The organism is Novosphingobium mathurense, from assembly GCF_900168325.1.
In the GTDB taxonomy this organism is placed as follows: domain Bacteria; phylum Pseudomonadota; class Alphaproteobacteria; order Sphingomonadales; family Sphingomonadaceae; genus Novosphingobium; species Novosphingobium mathurense.
The window spans coordinates 1-26859 of the sequence record NZ_FVZE01000019.1; the positions used below are offsets into that span (position 1 = coordinate 1).

Here is a 26859-nt window from a genome sequence, read left to right on the forward strand (position 1 = left end):
ATCCAGGCAAACAAGATTGGTCGTAACGATCCTTGCCCCTGCGGATCGGGCAAGAAGTACAAGCGCTGCTGCGCAGCCTAGACGCCAAGCGTCAAGGCCGGGTTCCGTCGGCGCTTACACATGGGCGGCAGCGACGTGACCTTCATTCTCGGTGGCACGCTCAGCCTTGCCGGCGGAGCCAAGACCAAGCTGGTCGCGCCCGGCGATTCGGTGAGCGGGGGGCAGATCGGCGACCTGCTCATCGATTCCCTGACGACGGCGGACACCAATTGGACTGGTGGTTCGGCCAACAACTTCGCGGGAACCGTCCATTTGCCCAAGGCGCTAGTGAAGATGGCTGGCGGCAACACGACCCTTGGGCATGGGCAGTGCTTTACGCTGATAGCCAGCAAGATCGCGGCGAACGGCGGTGCGGCGGCCGGATCCGCCTGTCCGTCGATGGCAGGCGATGCGGGCGGCAAGACCAGTTCCATCCGGTTGGTGCGGTGATGGCCGGTCTGCTGCGCGGGGTACAGCGGGACGAGGGGGGTGTTGCCACCATCGAATTCGGCATCTGGGTGACGGCCTTCTTTCTCGTCATCATGGGCGTGCTGGATTTCGCCAGTTTCTACATGGAGCGCTCGCGGGTGAATGAGGCCCTGTCGGCCGCAGCGACCAAGTCCTTCGCGGACCGCGAGAACGTCGATTTCGGCGCATTGCCCGGCTACGTGCGCAATTTCGCCGAGATGCCCGCGCTTGGCGTAACGGCAAGCTGCAACGGCGTGGCCGGGGCCTGCACTAACCTCAATCGCACCTGTGCCTGTCTCAAGAACGACGGGACGTACCGCGCCGGGACTTGCGGCGATACCTGTACCGGCGCCGGGATGACCTCGGGGTCTACCGCGGGGTATTATGTGACGCTTTCGGCGAATCACCGGTTCTCGCCGATCCTGTTACCCGGCGGATTGCTCAAGGGCATGTCGAGTGGGCAGTCCGTCACCGTGAGAGTCCAGTGATGCGCCTGTTATCCCGGATCGGGCGCAATGCCCGGGGTGCGACAATCGTCGAATTCGCACTCGTTGCACCGATCTTCGTGATCCTGCTGTTCGGCATTATCGAGGGCAGCCGCGCATTCTGGGTCAAGCAGACGCTGGAACGCGTCGCCCATGCCACTGCCCGCTGCATGTCGGTCGATTCCGCCTGCGCCACCGCTGCCGCGCAAAAGCAATATGCCATCGATCGCGCCAGGGCCTTGGGGGTTGGCGTCGAACTTGCAGATGTCGCGATCACCGGGGGAACGACCTGCAAGGGCAACGCGAACTCCAATTCGGTGACGATCACGCGTCCCTTCGAGACGGTGCTGGGCGACATGGTCGCCATCGTGCCCAAGGAACTCACCGGATCGGGCTGTTTTCCGATACTGACCTGACTTTCGGGAAATGCCCGTCCCGGTCAGGGGCGGACCTGTGCTTCACCGCGCGCAGCGGCGTCGTCGTCATGACTGCGAAACAAATCTGGTGACGGGGGTGCCCCCGGTCCCGGCACGACTTCATTCGGAATGTCCGGTTCGGCCCGTCTCGCTTGTCTGAGCATCGGGTACCGCTTCGCTTGTGGGCCGCCGTGTGGAGTTGATTGTGACCAGGGACAGACCACGGGCTCCGGGATTGTCATCAGATGCACGCGCAGGCGGTCTTTCGGCATGACCGCAAACACCTTGCCTTTCGGGATCGGTGTCGGCGAGCGGCGGGCACTGGTCGCATTCCTCGTGCGCAAGTCCGGAAGCGAGATGCTGGCCGAGGACATCGCTCACGATGCGATCATCCGCCTCGTCGAGTTCCAGAGTCGCGAGAAAGTGCGCAACAGCAAGGCGCTTCTGTTCAAGATCGCGGTAAACCTGCTCATCAACCACCAGCGGCGCGAGAACCGCACGGTCGAAGGCGTCACCGACGAATTCGTGGACGAACGCCCAACCCAGGACCGCGCTGCGCTCGACAGCGACAGGCTCGCCCAATTGCAGCGGGCGATCGATGCCCTGCCGCCCCTGCGGCGGGAGGTTCTGGTCCGTCGCCGTCTGGAAAACCAGTCTTACGAAGAGATCGGGCGGGCGCTCAATCTCTCGTCTGCGGCCGTAGAGAAGCACGTGGTGCGCGCACTCGCATCCTTGCGCGCGTACCAGGACAAGCACGTGTTCGAGGGAGTATCGCCATGGTGATCCGCATCGGAGCCTTCCGTCATTACGAAGACCGGATCGACGAGATCCAGGCGCAAGCGGCATTCTGGGTGGCGCGAGAGAACAGCGGACGGATCCGTGAGGCGGAGCGCATTGAACTGCGCGAATGGCTGGCACGCAGTCCGGCGCATGAGCTGGAATACACCCTGGCCGACAGTCTCTACGCCGACGAGACGCTGACGGCCGCGCTGAAGACGGCGCCGCGCCTTGCTGCGCAGCGCCGCGCCTTGCCGGTCAAGGCGGCGCTCGAGTGGGTGCAGCAGGGCCTTGCGGCAATCGCGTGGCCGAAACTCGTTGCAGCCAGCTTGTGTCTTGCGCTTTGCCTTGCGTCCGCCAGCGTGCTGTTCCAGCCGACGCCTGACGCTCCGGCCGAAGATTCCCGACTGGCTCGGGGCATGGTGCTGGAAACCAGGCCTGGCGAGCGGTTGCTGGTGCAGCTTCCCGATGGCAGCCGCGTCGAACTGGGCGGGGATACCAGTGCAGAGGCGCGTTTCACGCCTACCGAGCGCCACTTTGCCCTGCGCCGCGGCGACGCGCATTTCGACGTCGCCCATGACACATCGCGTCCCTTCCTGATCCAGACGAAGCGGGCAGGGGTGCGCGTGGTCGGCACGCGCTTCCTGATCAGCCAACTGGACGAGGACACCCGCGTCGATGTCTATGACGGCACGGTCGAAATTCGGCCCGACAGCGACGAGACCTCGAAGCTTCTGCTCAAAAGGGGCTCGCGCGTCATGATTGGCCGGGATGTCACGATTACGCACTTCGATGCGACCGATGAAAACGACTGGCGCAATGGCTGGGTCGATGAGGCGCAGATTTCGCTGGGCGATCTGGCCAAGCTTGTAGAGAGGCGCAGCGGCGAACGTATCGTTATAGATAATGACCTTACACAATTGAAACTCTCGGGTCGATTTCGCATTAATAGGCCAGACGATCTGTTAGAAAAACTCGGACATGCCTATGGGTTCAAGAAAATATACAAAGACAATACATATTACTTGGTTGATGGTAATTAGTGTAACAAAAGTGTAGCAATAAGTACCTGAAACTTTAATAAAAAATATTGTCCGGATCTTTCGCTGGGCGCTGTCTTGTCAGTCGAACAAGCACTAGCTGTTGTTGCGGAGGAATTGTGTTCAAGACTTTACGAATGTCCTTGCTTGCCTCGAGCATCCTGCTCGCGGGAACTGCCGGCGTCGCACAGGCCCAGGACCGGGGGCAGGCTTCGGCCACCTATCAGGTGAAGTTGACGGCCCAGCCGCTTTCCGAAGCGCTGCGGACGCTCTCGCGCCAGACCGGACTTGAGATCGTCTTTCGTCCCGAACTCGTCCGCGGCCGCAATGCCCGTGCCGTTTCCGGGCAGCTCAGTGCGCAGAACGCGCTCGACCGCCTGTTGCTGAACAGCGGGCTGGTTGTCCGCTACGCCAATGGCACCGCTTTTCTCGAGCGCGCGCCGGCGCAGCGTCAGCCTGTGGCGCTCGTCGCCCCGGTGAGCGCCGCTGCCACTGTCGGCGCGAGCGAGGACAACACGTCCGAAATCGTCGTGACCGGCACGTACTCGGCCTCGATTTCCGATGCGCTCGATCGCAAGCGTTCGGCGAACAACGTCGTCGACTCCATCGAGGCGGTCGACATTGCCAGCTTCCCTTCGCAGAACCTTGCCGAAGCCCTGCAGCGCCTGCCGGGCGTCACTATCGAGCGCGACCGCGGTGAAGGTCTTTTCGTCAAGGTCCGTGGCCTCGGTGCCAACTTCCAGGTAACCCTGCTGAACGGCCAGTCGATCGCGGTGAACGAGAACGTGCGCGACAGCGGCCAGAGCGGTCGCCAGTTCCGCTTCGACACGATTCCGGCCGAACTCGTCGCCGGTGTCGACGTCGTGAAGAGCCCCTCGGCCAACCTCGAGGAAGGCGCCATCGGCGGCATCGTCAACATTCGCACCTTCAAGCCGCTCGATCTGGAATCGGGCAAGTTCGTGGTCAGCGCCGCGGGCAGCTATGCCGAGAAGGCGGATCGCGTCGATCCCAACTTCTCGACCCTCGCGAGCTGGAAGAACGACAGCGCGACCTTCGGTGCGCTCATCGCGGCGACCTATTCGAAACGTTCGACGCGCCAGGATCGCCTGACCGGCATCGACTGGGGCATCGACAAGATGGATCTGGATGGCGATGGAACCAGCGATGGCGAATACCTCCACCCCTGGTCGCTGCGCCCGACGCTCGAGCAGGAAGACCGTGAGCGCTACGCCGTTAACGCGGCCGTGCAGTTTGCGCCGAGCGATGCCGTCAACCTCGCGCTCGAAGGCTTCTACACGCGCCTGAACGACTACTATGACGAACTGACCTATTCGGTCGGCTTCGATCCCAAGACGCTCGTTCCGGGCAGCGCGGTGATCCAGGACGGCGTCGTGGTCGGCGGCATCAGCAAGTCGGACTCGCAGATCGGTCGCGACATTTCCGACATGGTTCACCAGAACTGGTTCGTCGGCCTCAGCGGCGACATCAAGGCCGGTGGCTGGACTTTCCACCCCAAGGCCTATGTCACCCGTGCACTTTCGGACACGGCCGGCCCGATTACCCGTACCCGCCTCAGCGGCCCGATCGGACGCGTTCGCCTCACGATGCCGAAGGCCGAGTCCGGCGCGATGCCATCGGTCGAGCTGCTCGACAGCAATCTCGATCAGGCCAGCCTGCTGCCCTTCCGCCGCATCGAATGGCGCCCGCTCAAGTCGATCGACAAGGAGCATGCCTACGGCCTGAGCGTCGAGCGTCCGGTCAATTTCGGTCCGTTCGTGTCGATCGACCTTGGCGCCAAGTACCGCAGCCGCAGCCGCGATTACGACCGTCGCGATCTCAAGTTCGAGACGCTCAAGGGCAAGCACTTCGACGGGACCTACTTCAACCAGTTCCCGTTCAACGACTTTCTTTCGAGCATGAAGGGCAGCCTGCCGACCTCGTGGGTACAGCCGCGCCCCGATCCGTTCTGGAACGAGTCGGACACGAGTGCCATCGCCAGTACCGAGCCGACCCGCGCCGACAAGCGCAACTCCTACCAGATCGACGAGGAAATCACCTCGGCGTACGGTATGGCCAACTTCGACTCGCTGCTGGGCTCCACGCCTTTCCGGGGTAACATCGGCATGCGTTATGCGCATACCCGCCAGACCTCCTCGGGCCATGCCGAAACCGGCACCGAAGCGGTGCCCGTCAGCTTCGTCACCACTTACGACGACTTCCTGCCTTCGGCCAACCTCGTGGTGGAGCCGGCGCGGAACCTGATCCTGCGCTTTGCGGCGGCCCGCGTCATCACGCGCCCGTCGCTGGCCGACCTCGCACCGCGTCTGACGCTGAATTCGTCGGGCCTGATCTTCGAGGCAAATGGCGGTAACCCGAACCTCAAGCGCTTCCAGGCGTGGCAGTACGACGCGGGCGTGGAATACTACTTCGCCCCCAGCAGCGCCCTGATCGCCAGTGTCTTCTACAAGGACATCGGCACTTTCGTGTACAATCAGGTGACCGACTTCACCGTCGACGGCAACGTCTACAAGCTGACCGCCCCGACCAATGGCGGCGATGCTTGGGTGAAGGGCCTCGAACTGGCCTTCCAGCACCAGTTCACCTTCCTGCCCGCCCCGTTCGACGGGCTGGGCCTGCAGGCGAACTACACCGTCACCGACAGCAAGGCGACCTACAGCGCCACGATCAAGGACGACCTCGCCGGCATCGCCAAGCACAGCTACAACCTGACCGGTTTCTACGAGAACGGTCCGTTCGAAGCGTGGCTGAGCTATAGCTGGCGCGGCAACGTGCTGCAGTCGGTCGGCACCAACAACCGCCTGTCGCAGAATTCCAAGGCATTCGGCAGCGTTGACGGCAGCCTCAGCCTGCGGGTTACCGACTATGCGCAGATCTCGCTGCAGGGCATCAACATCCTGAACGCGAAGCAGCTGGACTACGTCGATAACAACTGGCTCGCCGGTTACACCGACTACGGCCGCACCGTGCGCCTCTCTGCACGCGTAAGTCTCTGATCTTCCGATGCCTGTGGGCCCCTGGTCCTTCCCCGAAAGGGAGAGGGTCGGGGGCTCGCACTATTGGGATTCGCAGACAGGCGAACAGAACACTCATGCGCAAATCCATCATCGGCAGGCAGTCGCTTGCCCTGGTCACCTTCTTCCTCGCCACCGCCGCAAGCGGGCAGCTAGGGGGGGGCGGGCAAGCAAGTCGCGAGGACGGCCCGCGTGAGTGGCTGGCGGGGGATCATCACGTCCATTCTGAATTCAGCGCGGGCTGGCAGCCCGATCCGGCGCATCCCGAGGCCGCGCCAAAGCCGGTTCTGGGCGGGGACAGCCGTCACACCGGTTTGCAGAACGCGCAGATGGCCCGCCGCTTCGGTCTCGACTGGATGGTCGCGACGGATCACGGTGGCCCGCACCATTCCGAACTGAACTATCGCGTTGCCTGGCCGGTGATCGAGGATGTGCGCAAGGCGGTCCCCGACCTCATCGTATTTTACGGGCTGGAGTTCGACACACCCGGCGGAGAGCATGCAACGCTTATCATGCCGCGCGATCCTTCCGAGCGCGAGAACCTGCGCCGGATCGAGGCCGGCTATGCCGAGCGCGACGCCTGGCCGACCGATCCGGCGCGCGATTCGAAGCCCAGGATGCTGGAGGCGCTGCGCATGCTGGAGGGGCTGACGCCCCGGCCGGTCCTGCTCGCCAACCATCCTTCACGTACCGCCACTGGCCCGGGCCTGTGGGGGCTTCATGATCCCGAAGAATTCCGCCGATGGATGGATGTAGCCCCCCACGTCGCAGTCGGCATGGAAGGCATTCCGGGTCATCAGGCCGCAATGCCGGCGAAAGGCAGGGACGCCGCCCATGGCTCTCGCGGCCTGTACGGCGGCTACCCCACGATGGGCGGCTTCGACCAGATGACCGCGACGCTGGGCGGGGCATGGGACGCAATGCTGTCCGAAGGGCGGCATTGGTGGATCACGGCGGGGTCGGATTCGCATGGCCACCACAGCGAAGGCGGCGCCGATTTCTGGCCGGGCGAATATGCCAAGACCTGGGTTCATTCGCGCCGCGAACCGGCTGACATCCTCGACGGTTTGCGCAAAGGCCGCGTCTTCGTGAGTACCGGCAATCTGGTGACGGGGGTTTCGCTTGCAGTGGCCGGAAGGCCGGTCGAACTGGGCTCGACACTTGCCCTACCCGCGAAGGGGCCCACGTTGCTGACGATCGAGCTTACGGGGGCAGCGGGCAAGCCGGGGATGGCGGTGGATGCCGCGCTCGATCATGTCGATGTCATCGTCGGCTCGGTGGGCGCATCGGGTGGAATCGATACCCACGTTGCGCGGCAGTTCCCGATACCGAGGGCTAGCGGCAAGAGCGACAAGGTCACGCTGCAGTACCGGATTCCCGACTTCGACGGGGAAATCTACCTGCGTCTGCGCGGAACCAATACCAAGCAGGGCGAACCGGACGTCGATGTCCCCGGCGAAGATCCCGGGGCTGACTTGTGGTTCTACAGCAACCCGATTTTCCTGACCCGCGACTGAGGTTTCGCCGTCTCGGCAGGCGGCGGCGCAATAGTCGCGGCAGCTGGCGCAGCCCCTCTTGAGGGGCATTCGGTTCTGCCGTTCAAGATTGTAATCCTCTCATTCTTCCCTGTCGGATATCAATTTGATAATCCTGCCGTTTAACGGAGGGACCTGAAGCTTGTGATCCGATTGCTGCTGGCGCTTTTGTTATGCGCGTCCCCCTTGTGCGCGCGGGCTAACGAAGCGGAGGGGCGCAGACTTTTCGTCGATCCGAAAAGCACGACAGCCAGGATCGCGGAGCGCCTGGCAGGGCAGGCACGCCGCGACGCCTTGGCGATGGCAGGCATTCCTTCGGCATCATGGTTCACCGATGGCACGCCCGAAAGGGTCGAGCGCAAGGTTCGTGCCCTGGTCGACCGTGCAGTTGCCCGGCGCGAAGTACCGGTGCTCGTGGCCTACAATATTCCCTACCGCGACTGCGCGCTCTATTCTGCCGGGGGCGCGAAGGACGGCGCTGCCTATCGCGCCTGGATTCGCGGATTTGCGAAAGGGATCGGGGATCGTGAGGCAATCGTCATTCTCGAACCTGACGGGCTGGGCGTCATTCCCTGGCATCGCACGCTTTCGGAAGAGCTTGAGAACTGTCGCCCTGAAGGCCTCGACGAACGCGCCGCCGATACGCGTTTCGAACTCTTGCGAGACGCGGTTCTGACACTTTCCGAGCTGCCGAATGTCGGCCTCTACCTCGACGGTACCGGAAGCGGCTGGCTGACGCCCGCGGAAGCCGCAAGCCGCCTGATCCGTGCCGATGTGGCAAGGGCAGATGGTTTCTTCCTCAATGTTTCGAATTACGAGAGCGATGCGCGCCTCGTGCCTTACGCGCGGTGGGTCAGCGATTGCATCGCGCTGGTGAACCGGGGCGGGCTGGAGCCGCGCCAATGCCCCGCGCACGACAAGGGTGTTGATGAGGCCGGGTTCGGGGCCTCGGTCGCAAGGACCGACGCGGCCTACAACCAACTGTTCGGGCAATTGGGAGTCGCACGCGATCCGGGAGTTCAGAAGCGCGCGGTGATCGATTCCAGCCGCAACGGGCGTGGCGGCTGGTCACCGCCGACTGGCAAGTACGCGGACGCGGAGGTCTGGTGCAATCCGCCGGGGCGTGGATTGGGGCGTCGGCCGACGCTCGAGAGCGAAGAGGCTTATGTCGACGCCTATCTCTGGATCAAGATTCCCGGTGAATCGGATGGCCAATGTCATCGCGGGCATGGCGGCCCAGCCGACCCCGAGCGAGGCGTGATCGCGCCGCCTGCCGGTTCGTGGTTCGCAGCCCAGGCGCGCGAACTCGTCGAAAATGCAGACCCTCCGCTGGTTGCGAAGTAGTCTTTCGGATCGTCTGCCATGGGCATCAGGCCGGTGGCGGAACGGTAGAGGCGCGGACGAGAAGTTCGTGCGCATGATCGCGGCGGCGAGGTTCCTGTGGTTCGCTTTCGCCGTCGAGCGCGGCGATGAGCCGGTCGGCTGCGTCCCACGCCATCTCGCGTACGGGCTGGTTCACCGTGGTCAACTGCGGCCATGCAGTGCGCGAAACTTCGGAGTTGTCGAACCCGGCGACGGACACATCCTGCGGAACCGCAAGTCCCAGTTCGCGCGCTGCGGCCATCGCGGCGACAGCCATATCGTCGTTCTGCGCGAGGATCGCGGTGGGCCGGGGCGTGCGACGCAGCAACTCCAGCGCAACCCGGTAGCCGACATCGAAAGTGAAGTCGCCGGTGACGACGAGGTCCTGATCGATGGCAATGCCTGCCTTTTCGAAGGCGCGGCGATAGCCGTCCATGCGTCCGATGCTTGCGGCGTGGGAGGGGTCGCCCAGAATGATCGCCACGCGTCTGTGGCCAAGGGTCAGGAGATGCGCCGCGACTGCCTCGCCCGCCGCCACTTCGTCCATCGTGACGACGAGCCCGCGATCGAGCTCGCTGTGCGGGGTGATGCGCGCATAGGGCAACTTCTGGCGGTCGAGCATGTCGAGCAGCAGAGGCTGGTCGCAGGCCGGAGGCGCAAGCAGCACTCCGTCGAGACCGGCGCGCAGGAGCAGCTTGCCAAGTTCCTCCTGCCGGCTCGTTACCTGACTGAAAGGCAGTACGACGAGCCGGTAGCGCCCGGCTTCGAGGCGGCTGAGCGCACCGTTCTGCAGCTCGACGACATAACTGGGGCTAGGCCGCTCATAAGTCAGGCCGATGAGATAGGAACGCCGTGCGATCAGGCTCTGCGCAGCGATGTTGGGATGATAGTCGAGCGCCGCCGCGGCCTCCTTGACCTTCTGGCGGACTTTCTCGCTGACGTGAGGGGCATCGTTGAGCGCGCGAGAAACGGTCTTGGGTGTGACGCCAGCGACCCGCGCAATATCGACGATCGTTGGTCTCTTCGAAATTGTGTTCTCCAATCAGCAATTTAGGTCAATTTCCCGGATCGCTGTCCCCACGCGCGAAACCTTCTTAGCGGGTCTATTGACTTCTGTCGACAATCGACAGTAATCGTTGACCGTCTCGTCGGTAAACGTTGACAATCTTGTAAGGTGGGAGAGGAAATGAAACTGCCAGGCAGCGCCGCACTGGCGCTTGGTACGACGTCGCTGGTGGCCATGGCCTCCGCTTGCTTCGCGGATCTCGCGGCGGCGCAGGCGGCCGTGGCGGAAGTGGGCGTCGGTCAGGCGCACCCGCAGGAGTGGCCGGCCCGCAAGGCGACAGTTCCACTTGATCCCTCGGTCGAAACCCGCATCGACAAGCTGATCGCGGCCATGTCGCTGGAGCAGAAGGTCGGGCAGATTATCCAGGCCGACGTCGGCAGCGTGACGCCGGAAGATGTCCATCGCTACCACCTCGGTTCGGTGCTCAACGGCGGCAACACTACGCCGGATGGTCATTACAACACACCGGCCGAGAAATGGCTGGAGGCGGCGGATGCGTTTTATGCCGCGTCGATGAAGCCGAGCGGCAAACTCCCCCGCATCCCGATCATCTGGGGCAGCGATGCCGTCCACGGTCACAACAACATCGTTGGCGCCACGCTGTTTCCTCACAACATCGGCCTTGGGGCGACGCGCGATCCGGAGCTGATCCGCCGCATCGGCGAGGCGACGGCGATAGAGATGCGCGTGACGGGTCTCGACTGGACCTTCGCACCAACGCTTGCCGTCGTGCGGGATGACCGCTGGGGCCGCACTTACGAAGGCTTCGGCGAGACTCCCGAAATCGGCGCCAGCTATGCCGCGCCGCTGATCGAAGGCTTGCAGGGCAAGCTGGGCGACAAGGACTGGCTTCGCGGACCGCACATCGTCGCCACAGCCAAGCACTTTCTGGGCGATGGCGGCACCAGTGGCGGCAAGGACCAGGGCGATACCCAGATGTCCGAGGCGCGCCTGCGCGACCTGTTCAGCCCGCCCTACATCCCGGCGCTGAATGCGGGCGTGCAATCGATCATGGTCAGCTTCTCGAGCTGGAACGGCACCAAGATGCACGGCAACCGCTCAATGATGACCGATCTCATCAAGGATCGCTGGAACTTCGACGGTTTCCTGGTCGGTGACTGGAACGGGCACGGTCAGGTCAAGGGCTGCACGACCACCGACTGCCCCCAGGCCGTGGATGCCGGACTCGACATGTACATGGCCCCGGACAGCTGGAAGGACCTCTACCGAACGACGCTCGCGCATGCGAAGGACGGCACGCTGCCGCTGGCGCGCCTCGACGATGCCGTGCGCCGCATCCTGCGCGTCAAGATCCGTGCCGGTCTGTTCGAGGCAGGCAAGCCCTCGTCCCGGCCTTACGGCGGGCGCTTCGAATTGCTCGGAAGCAAGGAACACCGGGCGGTTGCACGCCAGGCGGTGCGCGAGTCCCTCGTCCTGCTCAAGAATGCCGGTCGCGTGCTGCCGCTCAAGGCTTCGGCCAACGTGCTGGTGGCGGGCGATGGCGCCGACAACATGGCCAAGCAGGCCGGCGGCTGGACGCTGAGCTGGCAGGGCACCGGCACCAAGCGTGCCGATTTCCCCAATGCCCGGACCATCTGGGAGGGGATCGACGAGGCGGTCGAGGCCGCGGGCGGAAAGGCGACCCTGTCGGTGGACGGCAGCTATTCGCAAAAGCCCGATGTCGCCATCGTTGTCTTCGGTGAAGATCCCTATGCCGAGTTCCAGGGCGACCGGCCCGATGTCGCCTTCGACGATGCGCAGAACCTGGCGCTCCTGCGTTCGCTCAAGGCCAAGGGCGTCCCCACGGTCGCGGTGTTCCTCTCCGGGCGCGCCATGTGGGTCAATCCGTTCCTCAATGCCGCGGATGCATTCGTCGCTGCCTGGCTGCCCGGTTCCGAAGGCGGCGGCGTGGCAGATGTCCTGTTCGGCAAGTCCGACTTCCACGGCAAGTTGCCTTACAGCTGGCCGAAGTCGAGCGACCAGACGGCGGTCAACTTCGGCGACAAGGACTATGATCCGCTCTTTCCCTATGGTTTCGGACTGAGGTTCGGCGACAGTGGCGAACTGCCTCGATTGCCCGAACAGCGTGCAAGCGCTGCGGTTGCCGATCCCGGAATCCTCTTCGCCGCGGGGCGGCCCGGGAACGGTCGTCGGTTGCTGCTCGGTGCACCGGGGGCACTGTCGACGAACCCGGGGCCGTCGCTCATCGAAGCGCGTGCGGTCGACCGCACGGCGCAGGAGGACTCGGTTCGTCTGAACTGGACGGGCGCAGGCAAGGCCATTGCCGCCATCGTACAGGATGAGCCGGTGGATCTGTCGCGCGAGGCCAACGGCGAACTTGCCCTCGAACTGGAATTCAAGGTCAATTCCGCGCCGACTGCCGATGTCAGCCTGCTCATGACCTGCGGTGACAACTGCCTCGGAGGTTTCCCGATCGGCAACATGCTCGTGCAGGCTGCGGTCACGCAGAAATGGACCCGCCTGGCGATTCCGCTGCGCTGCTTCGAAAAGGCCGGCGTGGACATGAGCCGCGTCGACAAACCGCTATCGATCACGACGGCCGGCCGTCTCGACATGACATTGTCCTCGGCGCGCATCCTCGCGCCGTCGGGCCCGCAACTTGCTTGTAAATGAAATCCAGACAGGGAGGATGAAATGACTCGGCGTAATTTCCGGCGCTCCGCGCTGCTCGCATTGCTATCGTCGGTGGCGGCCTTTCCGGCCCATGCGCAGGAGCGCGCGAGCACAGACACGGTGAGCGACGACAGCGAAGCGATCATCGTGACGACAAACCGCCGTGCGGAGAACCTGCAGGATGTCTCGGGCGTCGTGCAGGCGCTCGGTTCCGAACAGCTTCGCCAGGACGGCATTTCCGAACTGCGCCAGCTGCAGGTCGCGGTTCCGGGCCTCAGCATTGCCAACCAGGAAGGCAATGTCGAGATTTTCATCCGCGGCGTCGGCTCGGCCAACAACACGGAACTGGGTGATCCGGGGGCAGCACCGCACCTCAACGGGACCTACATTCCGCGCCCGCGCGGCCTGGGCCTGATGTTCTACGACCTTGACCGCGTCGAAGTGAACAAGGGACCGCAGGGCACGCTCTACGGTCGCAATGCGCTGGCCGGAACGCTCAACATCATCACCGCGAAGCCGCGTCTCGGCCAGTTCAGCGGCTATCTGCAGGCCGAAGCCGGCAACCGCTCTTCCAATGCCGCGGAAGGCGCGATCAACATTCCGGTGGGCGACACCTTCGCGCTGCGCGCGGCGGGCTACTACGTCAAACGCGATTACGGCTTCAAGAACGCTTCGACCGGAGAGCCGGCACGCGGCCTCAAGCCCGCCGGTCTCGAAGAAAACTACGCAGGTCGCCTGTCGATGCTCTGGGAGCCGACCGACAAGCTCAGCCTCTCGTTCGTCGGCGACTACGGCAAGGAAACGGGCACCGGCTATCCCGGAGCGAACATCTACAGCGCGGTGGTTGCAACCGGCCTGCGTCCGGAAGATCTGGACCTCAAGGACGTTGTCTATCGCGGTCTCCAGGGCGACATGTCGAACGAGCTATGGGGCGTTCAGGGCAAGATCAATTATGATTTCGGAACCTTCAGCGCCGAGCTGACCGGCAGCTATCGCTCGGTCGACTTCTACCAGGTCAATGCTTCGAGCGACGGCATCAACTATCCGGGCCGCGATCTCTCGGCGGTCCAGTACGACAACTTTTCCGGAAACTTCTGGCAGACCAAGTCGAAGAGCCAGGTTTACGAAATGCGGCTCTTCGCCAATGACGACCAGCGCCTGCGCTGGAATGTCGGCGGGTTCTACTTCAAGGAAGATCAGGCGGTGGGCTACCTCGCGCTCTCGGATCGCGGTTACTGCTGTTACTCGGCAACCGAGTTCGTGATGCCTGACGTGAACGGCGAAAGCTATGCGTTCTACGGTGACGGCACATACGACCTGACCGATCGCCTGCGCGTCATCGGCGGCCTTCGCTACACCAAGGAGAAGAAGTCGCGCTACGGCATCGGCGGCAATTGGGCGCTAACGCTCGGCGGCGAGGACTATGCCTGCTGTTTTGCGACGCGGATCGGCACCGAGGGCTTCCGCCCCGCGCTGCTCGATCGTCCCAACTTCGACGTCAGCGGCATCACGTCGAACCAGGGCATGGCGCAGTTCCTGATCGAGGGTACCAAGACCCCGGGTCTGCGTGACACGCTGATCGCCCAGATCGGCGCTATCGCCGACGGCACCAACCCGAACGGCACCTGCATCGACCGTCCGGATATCGACAATGGTTTCGTCAACTGCCCCACGAACAACCCTTCGGATCGCAACGGGGGCTTCAGCTATGCCAACCTGACCATTCCCGGCCAGCAGGTGGGCAGCTCGAAGTTCAACTTCGTCGACTGGCGTTTGGGAGTCGAATACGACCTCAGCGATGACAACATGGTCTATGCCAAGGTATCGACCGGACACAAGTCGGGTGGGTTCAACGACAGCTTCAACGGGTCGCTCATCCCCGAGACCTACAGCCCGGAAAAGCTGATCGTTTATGAAGTAGGCAGCCGCAACAGCTTCGATTTCCTCGGACGCAGGGCGGTCTTCAACCTGACCGGCTTCTACTACGATTACTCGAACCAGGTCTTCCAGGACCTGACCTGCATCAACCTCGACACGAGCCAGACACCCGCGGTCTGCAACGGGTACTCGCTGGTCAACCGCAACATCGGCGCTTCGCGCATCTACGGTGCGGAAGCCGAGTTGCGGTTCAAGCTGCCGGCCCACTTCGGTGTCGACGTGAACGCTGCCTATCTCAACACCAAGATCACCAAGGGCGTCGTTGCCGACGTGCGCGCTTTGGACAACAGCGCGGGCGGCAACTCGCCGTTGATCAGCCTGGTCGGCAATCGCCTGCCGCTGGCATCGAAGATGAACGTCTCCGCACGCCTGTCGCAGTGGTTCGACATCGGGGCGGCCCGCTTCGACTGGCAGGCCCTGGTCAATTACCGTTCGTCGTATTTCCTCAGCCAGTTCAACGAAACCGAGATCGTTTTCCTGGACGGAACCCGCCAGAACGCGCTGGAGGCGGGTTTCCCCGACCGCCAGAAGGGCTTTGCGACGGTGAACCTCGGCGCGGGCCTGACTATCGACAACCTGCGCCTCGAGGCATGGGCCAGCAACCTCTTCGACAAGGAAGTGTCTCAGAAGTCGCTGGTTGGCTCGGCGCTCAACATCCGCTTCCTCAACGATGCGCGCAGCTATGGCCTGCGTGCGCGGATCGACTTCTAAACCGAGACGGCAGCCGCCTGTACCGCCGCAAGGTGCTGCAGGCGGCTGTGTTTCCCGGATAACGGGCCACGCTGTATCTCGCCGGTAGGGCAGGCGGGCCTGATGGAATTTTCGGGCGCACGATTCGCGTCATGGACCAAGATTCGCGTCATGGACAAGGTCTGCCGGGCGCAGGTCGGTCGTGCGGCCGGTCCGCCTACCCCTGCGCTCTCGCAGCGACGCGATCTCGCCGATGAACGGCGTCTGACGGTCGGGCGGACCTGCCGAGGATGCGCATGACCGATGGCTGGATGCGCTGGCCAACCATCTCGAGATGCGTCTGGCGGATCGCGATTGAGCGACATCGCCAAGGGCACGGGGGGCGTCCAACTGGCGTGAGCTAACGCGTCTTGCGCGGTTTGCAGCCGCAATCGATCTGCGGCTCGCCTCGTTTCCCAATCGTTTCAGCCGGTTCCATGCATCTGCGGGGTGATGCGAGCCGTTGTCGAGGCGCGGTCATCTCCCCCTTGTTGCAATTGCCTCTCGCGGTTTAGCTGCTATGCGAAATTCCGTGTCGGACCTCCCTTCATACCGTTCCACCCTTGCGGCCACGACGTTGGCGCTGCTGCTGGCGGGATGCACCGCGACCCAGGCAGAACTGGGTGGGTTGCAACCGGAGGCCAGCGCAGCCGAGGCGGGAAGCGAGGCTGCGGCGGCGGCAGACGGGGCGTGGCAGCCGCTGTGGTGGCAGACCGCGGGCGATCCGGTTCTGGCCGATCTTGTCGAACGCGGCCTGAAGGCCAATCCATCGCTTGTCTGCGACAGTCTCAGTCTGCAGGCCAGGGAACTTCAGGCCGATGCGGCAGCGCGCAAGTTGGGATCGCGTATCCAGCGCCTGTTCAATGCCAGCGCGAAGAATGCCGACGAAGCGGCCAGCCAGGCCCGCGCCTATCGCTATGCCGATCGCCGCGCCCATGTCGCGGCCGACATTGCCGTCGCCTATTTCGAGGTTCGGCGCCTGCAGGAAGTGTTCGACCTGCGTGCAAAAATGCTCGCGCAGTTCAACGATAACGCAGAGATCGCGGGATTTCGCCGCGAGGCGGGACTGGCACCGGGGCTCGATACCGGGCTCGCCGGTTCGCTGGTCTCGGTCACCCAAAGCGATCTCGATGCCTCGCGCGAAAGACTGGAAGCGGCCAAGCGCGAACTGGCGCGGCTGACCGGCATGGAGCTTGAAGGGCTGGCGACCGCGCTCGGCGATGAAGGGCAGGTTCCCGATATCGCCGCGAACGTTGCCGGCACGACGCGCCTTTCGGTGGCGCACCGGGCCGACCTGCTGGCGCTGGAGAACAGCCTGATCGCGGACATGACGCGCCAGAAGGTCACGCAGGAGGACCTCGACGCCGTACTCTCCGGCGATACCGAGACGGCGCCCGCGGATTCGCCCGCCGCGCTGGCGGTCGCCAAGTATCGCGAAGCGCAAAGGGATGCCTTTGCCGGGATGACCCGCGACCGCGAGGCGGTTGCGGCGGCGGCGGCGCGGCAGGCAAAGCTGGAAAAAAGCGGGCGCAGTGCCCGGATGACGGCGAAGGATGCGCGCCTCGCCTATCGCTCGGGAACCGGCGACTTCTCCACGGTTTACGTGGCGGAAGCGGCGGCGCTCGCCGTCGAGGAAGCGCGGATCAGGGCGCGGGCGGATCTCGCCACCGCCTCGATCCGCTTGTGGACGGCGCAGGGCCGCGGCTGGAGCGAGGCGGACCTTGCCGCGCCCGCCCCGGGCGTGGGTGTTCTGCCCGAGGTGACGGTCTGTGAGTGACAACGCGCATCATTCCCCGCTCGATATCTTCCTGGGCGCCACCCCGAAGCGCGCCCGGCGGCACCTTCTCAGCCTCGTTTTCCTGACGCTGGCGGCGATTGCCGTGGCCGTGCTGCTGGTGCGGTTCCTTACCGGGACGGACAGCCCCTATTATTCCGCACCGGTCGAGGTGGGGGATTTCGTTCCCCTGCTGGCCGAGAGCGGGACGATCCGGGGGCAGAAGAACATCACGGTCAAGGCGCGGCTGGACGGCGTCGTCGCTGCCGTGCCCGGACCGGCCAAGGGCAAGGTCGGCTTCGGTCAGGTCCTTGCGCGGATCGATGCCGATCCGGTCCGGCAGTCGCTGGAGATCGCCAAGGCCGATGTTGCGGCGGCGCAGGCCTCGCTCGATGCGGCGCAGGTTTCGGTGCAGGAAACCGCATCGCGGCTCGCCCGCTTCGAAAGCGTGTGGCGACGGTCGAACAAGCGCGTTCCCTCGCTCAACGAACTGGAATCGGCGCGGGCCGATGCAAGCCGGGCGCGGCAGGAGGAAGCCGCGGCGCGTGCCCGGCTGGACGCGGCGCGCTTGCGGGTGAAGGAAGGCACCGGCGAACTGAAGGCCGCCGTCGTGCGCGCGCCGATCGATGGCTGGGTGGTTGCACGATATGTCGAGCCGGGTCGCCGCGTGCGTGAAGGCGTGCCGCTGTTCGCGCTGACTTCCGGACTGGAGCGTCTCACGATCACGGTCCCGGTCGCCGGCAATGAAGTTTCGCAGCTGCGCCCGGGCGCCAGGGCAAGCGTGCGGCTGGAGGACAACCCCGAGGAAGAGCTTTCCGCGACGCTGGAGCGGATCGATGCCGATGCCGGTGGGCGCAGGGCGGTCTTCGTTCTCGAACAGCCCGGGAATCGGGTCACGCCCGGAACTGCGGCATCGCTGGAAATCCAGCTTCCCGAACGCAGCGACGTGTTGCTGGTGCCCAATTCCGCCCTCGAATTCGCGCCAGAAGGCTCGGTTGGTCGCGATCGGGACCGCATCTATCTCCTGAGCGATGACGGTGAACCGCGCCGTGTCTACGTGACCACCGGCGGCAGCGATGGCCGGCGCACGGAGATATTTGCAAAGGGGGTGGAGCCCGGCATGCAGGTCATCACCGGCTGGCGCGATGCTCCTGCGCAGGATGGCAGTCCCCGGTGACCGGCCGATTCGGTGGCCCCGGTGGTCCGATGCGAAACAAGGAGCCGTCCTGCGCGTATTGCTGCCCGAGCTTTCGATAACAGCGAAGGTTGAGTGCCCTGTCTGACCAGTCCGGTGCCCGAGCACCTCATCATGTGCCCACAGAAGGCTTTTCGCTGACCCGTCGCGGTGCGGCCGGCCTTTTCATGACTCTCTTCGGAACGGCACTGCTGCCTGCGGGCGCGCTGGCGGCGCGCAGCAGGCTCGGGCCGGCGCGGCCTTTTTCGCACGAGGCGCTGGCGGCGCGTGCCCGCGCGCTGGCGGCCAGGCCTTATGTCACCCCGCCGGTCTCAGGCACTGCGGTTTCCGACTACGACGAGATGGTCAAGCTGACTTACGGCGAGGCGGAGGCGATTGCCGGGCATGTCCGCCTGTTCCCGGCGAGCAAGGCGATCGCGCCCTATGCCGTTACCATGCACATCGTCGAATCGGGCATGGCGCGGGAGATCGTCGATACCTCTCGCCTGTTTCGCGGGGGCAAGGATGCCGATGCGGCGGGCTTCCGGGTCATGGATGCCGACGGCCGTTCCGACTGGCTCGCCTATCTCGGCGCGTCCTATTTCCGCTCCTCGGGTTCGCGCGACCAGTATGGGTTGTCTGCCCGCGGCATCGCCATCGACACGGGCCTGCCGACCGGCGAGGAATTTCCTTCATTCCGCGAGTTCTGGATCGAGCAGCTCGGTGAGACGCGGCTGCGGATCCATGCCCTGCTCGATGGTCCCAGCCTCTCCGGCGCCTATCTCTTCGATTGCATGACGGGGGATCGGGGCGTCGTCCAGGACGTGACGGCCTCGCTGTTCTTCCGCCGCGACATCAGGCAGCTCGGCATCGCTCCGGCCTCCAGCATGTTCTGGTACGACCAGTCCGGCCCGCGCGGCGACTGGCGTCCGGAGATCCACGATTCGGACGGGCTGGCGATCCGGTCCGGCAATGGCGAACGGGTCTGGCGACCGCTGGAGAATCCGCAAGGCGCCACGCTCAGTTCCTTTCGTGCCGACGGCTGCCGGGGCTTTGGCCTGATCCAGCGCGACCAGAACTTCGACCATTATCAGGATGACGGCGTGTTCTACGACCGCCGTCCCTCGCTATGGGTTGAACCCCGGGGCGACTGGGGCGCGGGCGCGGTCATGCTCTACGAGATGCCGACCGACGCCGAGACGCTCGACAATATCGCGATGTTCTGGTGCGGGGACGAACCGGCGATGGCGGGCGGCCGCCGCGATGTGGCCTATCGCCTGACGTGGACTTCCGACGATCCCAGTGCCGAGGCTGCCGCGCGGTGCGTTGACCTGTTCGAAGGGCCGGCGGGGATTCCCGGGGCTGCCGCAATTGAAGACGGGCGCAAGTTCGTGTTCGATTTCGCCGGACCCGGTCTGGCCGGGCTGGATCGCTCCAGCGGCGTGGAGGCGGCGACCAACCTGCCTGCTGAGGCGCTGATTTCCGCCCATGCCTACCCCGTCGTCGGTCAGGAGAACCGCTGGCGGGCGATGCTGGACGTGCGCCCCGGCGCGATCGCGCAGAAGGAATTCCGGCTCTACCTCAAGCGCGGCGATGCCGCGCTCAGCGAGACTGTGATAAAGGTGCTGAAGTCATGACGTCATCCTTGCGCGAGCTTCCCGAGGAAGCGCCGCTGGAAATGCCGGTCCAGCGGCTGCACGGCAATCCTCCCGGCTCGATCGAGGTCGAGACCCGTCCGCATGGGCTGGTCGTCAAGCGCCTGCTCCTGATCGCGCTGACCGGCGTCATCGGCCTCGCCGCATCGAGCGAGCTGCGCTTCACCTTCTCGCGCGATGGTCTCGATCCGTTCGAGATCGTGCTGCTGCTGTTCTTCGTGCCGCTGTTCTGCTGGATCGCTTTCGGCTTCGTCAGTTCGGCGTTCGGCTTTCTCAAGCTTATCAGCGGTGAGCATCCCGGCTTCACCGCGATCCCCAGCCCTGCGTCCTCGCTGCGCCATCGCACCGCCGTGCTGATGCCGGTCTACAATGAAAGCGTCGAGGCGACCTTCGGGCGAGTGCGGGCCATGGCCCAGTCGATTCACGAGGCCGGCGGCGGCGAGTGGATCGACTTCTTCGTGCTGAGCGATTCGAACGAGTTGCACGGCAAGCGCGAGTTGGCCGTCTGGCGCGAGGTGGCGGCCGAGGCGAAGATCAAGGTCTACTACCGCAGGCGCGAGAAGAACATCGCGCGCAAACCCGGCAATATCGCGGAATGGGTCGAGCGTTTCGGCGCGGCCTACGAGAACATGCTGATCCTCGACGCAGATTCGCTGATGAGCGGCGATGCCATCGTCGGCATGGCCGCGATCATGGAGGAGCGGCCCTCGATCGGCCTGCTCCAGACAGTGCCGATGATCATCAATGCCCGCACCCTGTTCCAGCGCTGGATGCAGTTCGCCAGCGAGGCCTATGGGCCGATTTCGTCGGCTGGCCTGCTCTGGTGGTCGGGATCGGAAGCGAACTTCTGGGGCCATAACGCGATCGTGCGCACCCGCGCCTTCGCCGAGAGTTGCGGCCTGCCCGAGTTGCCCGGAAAGCCTCCCTTCGGCGGCCATATCCTCAGCCACGACATGGTGGAATCGGCGCTCTTGCGCCGCCGCGGCTGGGCCGTGCACATGGTCATGATCGGCGGCAGCTATGAGGAATTCCCGCCGACCGTCGTCGATCACGCCATTCGCGACCGGCGCTGGATGCAGGGCAACCTGCAGCACCTGCGTCTGCTTGACGCCTCCGGTCTCAACTGGGCGAGCCGCCTGCACCTGTTGATCGGTGCATCGGCCTATCTCACTTCGCCGGGCTGGTTCCTGCTGATCCTCACCGCCATCGCCCAGGCAGCCTCGCGCGGGAGTGACGGCTTTGTGGGCGTTGCACCGCCCAGCGTACTGTGGCTGACGGTGCTCCTGCTTTTCGGCCCCAAGCTGATGGGCACGATCTGGATGCTGGCCGATGCCGGACGGCGCAAGGCGTTCGGCGGGGTCGGCGGCATCCTCAAGTCGGTGGCGCTCGAAGTGCCGCTGGCTATCCTGATGGCGCCGGTAACGATGGTGACGCAGACCAAGGCGGTGCTCGGCCTGCTGCTCGGCATTCCCTCGGGCTGGACGACGCAGGTCCGCGAGGCGCGCCGCATCCAGGTGCGCGAGGTGATCCTGGACTTGCGCGAGCATATCGGCCTGGGCCTCCTTTTCGCCGCAACTGCCTTCATCGATCCGATGACGGCGCTGTGGCTTTCGCCGCTGACTGTGGGGCTACTGGCCTCTCCCTGGCTCGTCAGCCTCACGTCCAGCGAGCGGCTCGGCACGCAGGCGCTGGACCGCGGCTACTTCCGCGTGCCGGAGTGCGAGATCGCGCTCCCCGAGGAACAGGCGCCGGACGATCCGGCCGACGCGCCGGGGGCTGACCTGCCCGGGATCGGCTCGGCGAACTCCTGACCGTTGCAACTGCGGGCAAGTCTGCACATCTAGGCAGGGCACGGCCCCGCGCGTTCTGCACCGGGCCGATCCCGACACACCTGCTCGCCGCGACGGCGAAGGAGCTCATTGCAATGCCCGATCCTGCCAATCCCCTGCTGCCAACCGCCGAACTGCCGCGCTTCTCGCAAGTTCGCCCAGAGCAGGTCGGACCCGCGGTAGAGCAGGCGATTGCCGATCACACGGCGGCAATGGAAGCGATCAAGGCCGAACCTTTGCCCGATTTCCAGAACGTGTTCATGGCGCGCGAACTGGCCGATGCCGCGCTCGACCATGTCTGGGGCATCGTATCCCATCTCAAGATGGTGGCCGAGACGCCAGAATTGCGCGAAGCCCATGCCAAGGCGGAGCCGGTAGTCGTCAGCTATGCCATGGCCCTGGGGCAGGATGCCGAACTCTACCGCGCGATTGCCGCCCCTGCGGTGCGCGAATCCGCGCCTGACGATGCCGGTCGCCGTGCCGTGGACATCGCCCTGCGCAAGTTCGAGCTGGCGGGCGTGGCGCTGGAAGGCGAGGCCCGTCGGCGCTTCGCCGAGATCGGCGTCGAGCAGAGCCGCCTGTCCAGCGCCTTTCGCGATGCGGTGATGGATGCGACCCGCAGCTGGACCCGCGAACTGACCGAGGCCGAACTGGTGGGGTTGCCCGAAGTCGAACGCTCGATCCTCGCGGGCGCCGCGGCGGCGCAGGGCAAGAGCGGCTGGCTGGTCACGCTGGATGCGCCTGCCGTCCTTGCCGTCCTGACCCATGCCGACGACCGCGATTTGCGTGCCGAAATCTACCGCGCCTTCAACACCCGCGCTTCCGATCAGGGGCCCGACGCCGGGAAATTCGACAACAGCGAAACCATGCTGCAGCTGCTCGAATTGCGGCAGGAGCACGCGAAGCTGCTGGGCTTTCCCGACTACGTCGCCTGTTCGCTGGCGCTCAAGATGGCCGAGAGCGCGCAGGAGGTGGAGCATTTTCTCACGGACCTCGCCGATCGTTGCAAGCCCAATGGCGCGCAGGAGCTGGCTGAGCTCGCCGCGTTCGCCAAGGAACTCGGGATCGAAGATCTCCAGCCCTGGGACGTGGGCTGGGCCAGCGAAAAGCTGCGCAAGGCACGCCACGATCTCGACGAAGGGGAAATCCGGCGGTTCTTCCCGCTCGACCGCGTGGTCGACGGCCTGCTCGAACTCGTCTCCGAGACTTTCGGCATCGAGGGCCGCGTCGTCTCGGGCATCGACAGCTGGAACGAAAGCGTCGAATACCTCGAGTTCACTGACAAGGGCGTGCCGGTCGCTGGCCTGTACTGCGATTACTTCGCCCGTCCGGGCAAAAGCGGCGGCGCCTGGATGAACGGCTTCCGCCCGCTGCTGCGCCGCGCCGGCGAGCGACAGAATCCCATCGCCTTCCTTACCTGCAACTTCGCCGCGGCGGAAAAGGGCAAGCCCTCGCTGCTCACGCATAGCGATGTCGTGACCCTGTTCCACGAGATGGGCCACGTGCTGCATCACCTGCTCAACGAGATCGACGTGCCCTCGTTGGGGGGCGTGCATGGGGTCGAATGGGACGCGGTCGAACTGCCAAGCCAGCTGATGGAGAACTTCGCCTGGGAGCCGGCTGTGCTGCGCCGCATCTCGCGGCATGTCGATACCGGGGCACCGCTCGACGATGCCCTGATCGACCGCATGCTGGGTGCCCGCCAGTTCCAGAGCGCGCTCAAGCTCGCCCGCCAGCTCGAATTTGCGCTGTTCGACCTGTGGATGCATCGCGAGACGCAGCCCGCTGCGGATACCGTGGCGCGTTCGCTCGATGCGGCCCGCAAGCGCGCGGCCCTGGTGATTCCGCCGGAATGGCACCGCTTCGGTCATGCCTTCCAGCACGTTTTCGCCGGGGGCTATGCCTCGGGTTACTACAGCTACTTGTGGGCGGAGCTGCTTTCGGCGGACGCCTACGAGCAGTTCTCCGAGGTCGGGAAGCCTGCCGAGGCCGGCGCGCAGTTCCGGCGTGAAGTTCTTGCCACCGGGGGTAGCCGCCCCGCGCTGGAGAACTTCGAAGCCTTCCGCGGCCGCGCGCCCGCGCCCGATGCGCTCCTGCGCCAGAAGGGTCTGCTCGCTGCCTGAGCAAAAAAAGGGAGGAGGCGCATCTTGCGCCCCCTCCCGATAGAAGTCCGCAGTCCGTCAGTCCTGCAGTCTTGAGGGTAACTCTTACAGGGCGATCACGCCGCCATCGTTCTTGGTGATGGCGATCACCGCCGAGCGCGGGCGCACCGTGGCGGCGGCCGAACCGGCCTGGCTGTCGGGCCAGTGGCTGGTCGGGGCGGCGGGGGTGCCGTCCTCGCCCGGATGCTGGATGCCGACGAAGAGCGTGCGGCCGTCCGGGGTCATGTCGATGCCGGTGATCTCGCATTCGACCGGGCCGGTCAGGAAGCGACGCAAGTTGGCGGCGCTTGCCGCCGTGCCGACGATCGTGGCCTGCTGCGCGGTCGATCCGCCCGAAGCCTTGTTGGTAATCGTCTTCGCACCGCCGTCTCCGACGGTTCCCGGCATCGCTGCAAGCATCATGCAGTTGGTGCGGTCGGTCATCGCGCCGTCATCGGTCTGGATCCACATGACCGGCTTCACCTGTCCTGCCGGATTGGTCTTGCGCGAAAAGTACAGGCCGTCCGGGCTCGAGAAGTCGTTGTCGTTGGTCAGGCCCGAGATGTTGACGTTGACCGGGTCGGCATCGGTCGAGTCCGCACCGAAGAGATAGATGTCCCAGGTGAACGCGGTCGCCGCGGTCGTGTTCGCCTTTTCGCGCAGGCGGATGATGTGGCCGTTGGGGCTGCCGTAGCCGGTCGATCCCGAAAGCTTCGGATCGCCGTAGTGGCGCGGGTTGGCCGCATCGGTGCCGTTCAGCGGACGATTCGAAGCATTGTTGTTGGTGAGGGTAAGGTAGATCTCGCCGGTCACCGGATTGCCGGCAGTCCATTCCGGGCGGTCCATCGGCGTGGCGCCCAGCGCGTCCGCGGCAAGGCGGGTGTTGATCAGGATGTCGGCCTGGTCGGCGAAGACGTACTCGGGCGTCGAACCCTTGGCCGGACGGTTGGGAACCTGTTTGAAGACCAGCGGTAGCCATTCACCGGTACCGTCCGCGTTGAAGCGCGCGACATAGAGCGTACCGTTGTCGAGGTACTTGTCGCCCACGGCGAGGCGGTCGGCGGCATTGGCGTCGGCCGCATCCCAGTTGGCGTTCGAGACATACTTGTAGAGGTACTCGCGGCGCGAATCGTCGCCCATGTAGACGCCGACGGGTTGGCCAGCGGCGATCTGCACGAAGGCCCCTTCATGGCCGAAACGACCGAGCGCGGTACGCTTGCGCGGCGTGGAAGCCGGATTGTAGGGATCGATCTCGACGACCCAGCCATACTGGTTCGGTTCGTTGCGATAGTCGTCGGCGGCGCTCGCGCCCAGGATCGTCGCGTTCCACTTTGCGAACATGTCGTCGCTCGGGGTCGCCTTCGACCATGAGAAGTTTCCACTGGTGCTGGTCACGCCGTAGCGCGAAAGCGCAGTCAGTTCGCGGGCCGTGCGGGCAGTGGCGTCACTGGCGTCGCGGCGGAAGTAGAAGGCCCAGTTCTCTTCGCAGGTCAGATTGGTCGCCCAACCGCTGATGCCGTTGGCGCAGTTGTTGATCGTGCCGCGACCGGACTTGCCGTCCTTGGCGTACTTGGTGACCAGCATGGCCGAACCGGCAGCGGGTCCGTGCAGGCTCATCGGCGTGTTGGGCGTAATGCGGCGGTTGAAGCTGCTGTTCTGGACGTAGCTCCAGGTAAGGTTGCCGGAGTCCTTGTACTCGGAAACGCTGACGCCGTGCGCCTCGATTTCCTTTCTGGCTTCTGCCGCCGGGCGCGAACCGTCGCCATTGGTGGTCGGGCCGTTCGGGTGCAGGTACTGCACGTTCAGGTTTTCGTGGTTCTGGACCATGAGGCCGCGGATCGAGCTGCTGTCGTCGCGCGATCCGGCTGCATTGAGGCCGAAGAAGTGCAGGGCGTCGCCGTGGTCGCCGATGCGCTGGGCGAAGTTGTCGTCCGACCCGTCGTTGGCATAGGCCGAAACGCCAGCGGCCAGCGGGTCGCCCAGGCGCGTCATCACCGTGACCGAATAGCCTTCCGGCACCGTCACGATGTCGTTCAGGTTCTTGGCAACAGCGGCAAAGCCGAGGACCGCCGGTGAGACGCGCACCGTGGTCGAGGCAGTCTTGCTGACACCGAAGATGTTGGTTGCCCGATAGGTGAAGACGAGATCGGTTGCAGCTTCCACGGCGGGAGCGATGAACGTCACTTCGTTGCCGCTGCCCATGATTTCGACGTTCGGTCCACTGGTCTGGGACCAGCCGGAAGACTTCAGCCCCTTGATCCCGGTGGCGCTGCCCGTGAGCGTCACGATGCGTCCTGCGCTTGTCGCCGCGTTGTCGCCGGCGCTGACCACCGGGCCCTCGCCGTTGCCGTCATCCGAACTGCAGGCGGCGAGCACGGCCGTCCCGAAGAAAGCCAGGCTCGAAGCCTTGGCGCCGCCGAAGATTGCCTGGCGCCGCGAGAAGCGCTCGGCCGCAAGGCTCTCGAGCGACGGGGTGAGGCTGTCGTTGGTGTCGACATCGCCATCCGAATAAGGGGTGGGAGGAAGCAGGTCGGTCATGGTTGCCCCGATGTTGTTGATCGAAGCCGGTTTCCTATGGTCCGATTGTGACACCCCATATCCAGTTCCGCGACAGCCCGGCGACGGCGCAATGACACTTTTGGGAAAGCGGAAGCGATCCACCGGCTGGCGGATCGGGGTTTCATGAAACTTTTTTGAAAAAAGGGTTTGACCGAATCGTGGGTGGGACTTAGAGGGCCTCTCACCGCGGCGGAACACACGGTTTT

The 26859-nt window shown here is 64.7% G+C and carries 18 protein-coding genes; 16 read left to right on the forward strand and 2 right to left on the reverse strand.

Annotated features, from left to right (window positions below; all coding sequences use genetic code 11):
• The first annotated feature begins 15 nt into the window (after window positions 1-15).
• The 9 genes from B5483_RS23800 to B5483_RS22045 all read left to right on the forward strand — a co-directional run bounded on the left by B5483_RS23800 (window position 16) and on the right by B5483_RS22045 (window position 9136).
• Entirely contained in the window at window positions 16-81 is a 66-nt protein-coding gene (locus B5483_RS23800) for an SEC-C metal-binding domain-containing protein (protein WP_425435062.1), read from the forward strand.
• 39 nt (window positions 82-120) lie between these two features.
• Window positions 121-489 carry a hypothetical protein gene (locus tag B5483_RS22010; protein ID WP_176168169.1) on the forward strand — a complete coding sequence of 123 codons (369 nt, stop codon included), beginning with the start codon at window positions 121-123 and terminating at the stop codon, window positions 487-489.
• Window positions 489-995: a TadE/TadG family type IV pilus assembly protein gene (locus B5483_RS22015; protein ID WP_079732047.1), complete on the forward strand. Its 507-nt coding sequence runs from the start codon at window positions 489-491 to the stop codon at window positions 993-995. The genes B5483_RS22010 and B5483_RS22015 overlap by 1 nt, the downstream gene beginning before the upstream one ends.
• Window positions 995-1408, forward strand: coding sequence for a TadE/TadG family type IV pilus assembly protein (locus B5483_RS22020; RefSeq protein WP_079732048.1), 414 nt, complete (start codon window positions 995-997; stop codon window positions 1406-1408). The genes B5483_RS22015 and B5483_RS22020 overlap by 1 nt, the downstream gene beginning before the upstream one ends.
• A 270-nt stretch (window positions 1409-1678) precedes the next feature.
• Window positions 1679-2191, forward strand: a complete 513-nt coding sequence (locus B5483_RS22025) for an RNA polymerase sigma factor (RefSeq protein ID WP_054945889.1) — start codon at window positions 1679-1681, stop codon at window positions 2189-2191.
• The gene (locus B5483_RS22030) at window positions 2185-3228 is read left to right on the forward strand and encodes a FecR family protein (protein ID WP_079732049.1); all 1044 of its coding nucleotides are present in this window, start codon (window positions 2185-2187) and stop codon (window positions 3226-3228) included. The genes B5483_RS22025 and B5483_RS22030 overlap by 7 nt, the downstream gene beginning before the upstream one ends.
• Before the next feature lie 134 nt (window positions 3229-3362).
• Window positions 3363-6239, forward strand: a complete 2877-nt coding sequence (locus B5483_RS22035) for a TonB-dependent receptor (RefSeq protein WP_079732050.1) — start codon at window positions 3363-3365, stop codon at window positions 6237-6239.
• A gap of 95 nt (window positions 6240-6334) precedes the next feature.
• Entirely contained in the window at window positions 6335-7774 is a 1440-nt protein-coding gene (locus tag B5483_RS22040; RefSeq protein WP_079732051.1) for a CehA/McbA family metallohydrolase domain-containing protein, read from the forward strand.
• A 162-nt stretch (window positions 7775-7936) separates the two neighbouring features.
• Window positions 7937-9136 (forward strand): glycoside hydrolase family 6 protein, encoded by a 1200-nt coding sequence (locus B5483_RS22045; protein WP_281251270.1) that lies wholly within the window; start codon window positions 7937-7939, stop codon window positions 9134-9136.
• A 25-nt stretch (window positions 9137-9161) separates the two neighbouring features.
• Here the strand turns inward: B5483_RS22045 and B5483_RS22050 are convergent, their stop codons facing one another.
• Window positions 9162-10196, reverse strand: a complete 1035-nt coding sequence (locus B5483_RS22050) for a LacI family DNA-binding transcriptional regulator (protein WP_079732052.1) — start codon at window positions 10194-10196, stop codon at window positions 9162-9164.
• Window positions 10197-10340: 144 nt separating this feature from the next.
• Between B5483_RS22050 and B5483_RS22055 the strand changes: the two genes are divergently transcribed.
• The 7 genes from B5483_RS22055 (at window position 10341) to B5483_RS22085 (ending at window position 24076) form a co-directional block, all read left to right on the forward strand.
• Complete coding sequence (locus tag B5483_RS22055; RefSeq protein ID WP_079732053.1) at window positions 10341-12854, forward strand: glycoside hydrolase family 3 protein; 2514 nt, start codon at window positions 10341-10343, stop codon at window positions 12852-12854.
• Window positions 12855-12875: 21 nt separating this feature from the next.
• The gene (locus tag B5483_RS22060; protein WP_054945894.1) at window positions 12876-15503 is read left to right on the forward strand and encodes a TonB-dependent receptor; all 2628 of its coding nucleotides are present in this window, start codon (window positions 12876-12878) and stop codon (window positions 15501-15503) included.
• A gap of 550 nt (window positions 15504-16053) precedes the next feature.
• Window positions 16054-17298: a TolC family protein gene (locus B5483_RS22065; protein WP_231634614.1), complete on the forward strand. Its 1245-nt coding sequence runs from the start codon at window positions 16054-16056 to the stop codon at window positions 17296-17298.
• Window positions 17291-18472, forward strand: coding sequence for an efflux RND transporter periplasmic adaptor subunit (locus B5483_RS22070; protein WP_054945895.1), 1182 nt, complete (start codon window positions 17291-17293; stop codon window positions 18470-18472). Before B5483_RS22065 ends, B5483_RS22070 begins: the two co-directional genes overlap by 8 nt.
• 185 nt (window positions 18473-18657) lie before the next feature.
• Window positions 18658-20106 (forward strand): OpgD/OpgG family glucan biosynthesis protein, encoded by a 1449-nt coding sequence (locus tag B5483_RS22075; protein ID WP_079732056.1) that lies wholly within the window; start codon window positions 18658-18660, stop codon window positions 20104-20106.
• A complete protein-coding gene (gene mdoH / locus B5483_RS22080) occupies window positions 20103-21935 on the forward strand; it encodes a glucans biosynthesis glucosyltransferase MdoH (protein WP_054945896.1) in 1833 nt (610 codons plus the stop codon). The genes B5483_RS22075 and mdoH overlap by 4 nt, the downstream gene beginning before the upstream one ends.
• A gap of 113 nt (window positions 21936-22048) precedes the next feature.
• On the forward strand, window positions 22049-24076 hold the full coding sequence (locus tag B5483_RS22085; protein ID WP_079732054.1) for a M3 family metallopeptidase: 2028 nt from the start codon (window positions 22049-22051) through the stop codon (window positions 24074-24076).
• An 84-nt stretch (window positions 24077-24160) separates the two neighbouring features.
• On the opposite strand, the gene B5483_RS22090 is transcribed toward B5483_RS22085, so the two are convergent.
• Window positions 24161-26632, reverse strand: a complete 2472-nt coding sequence (locus tag B5483_RS22090) for a PhoX family protein (RefSeq protein WP_079732057.1) — start codon at window positions 26630-26632, stop codon at window positions 24161-24163.
• Window positions 26633-26859 lie beyond the last annotated feature (227 nt).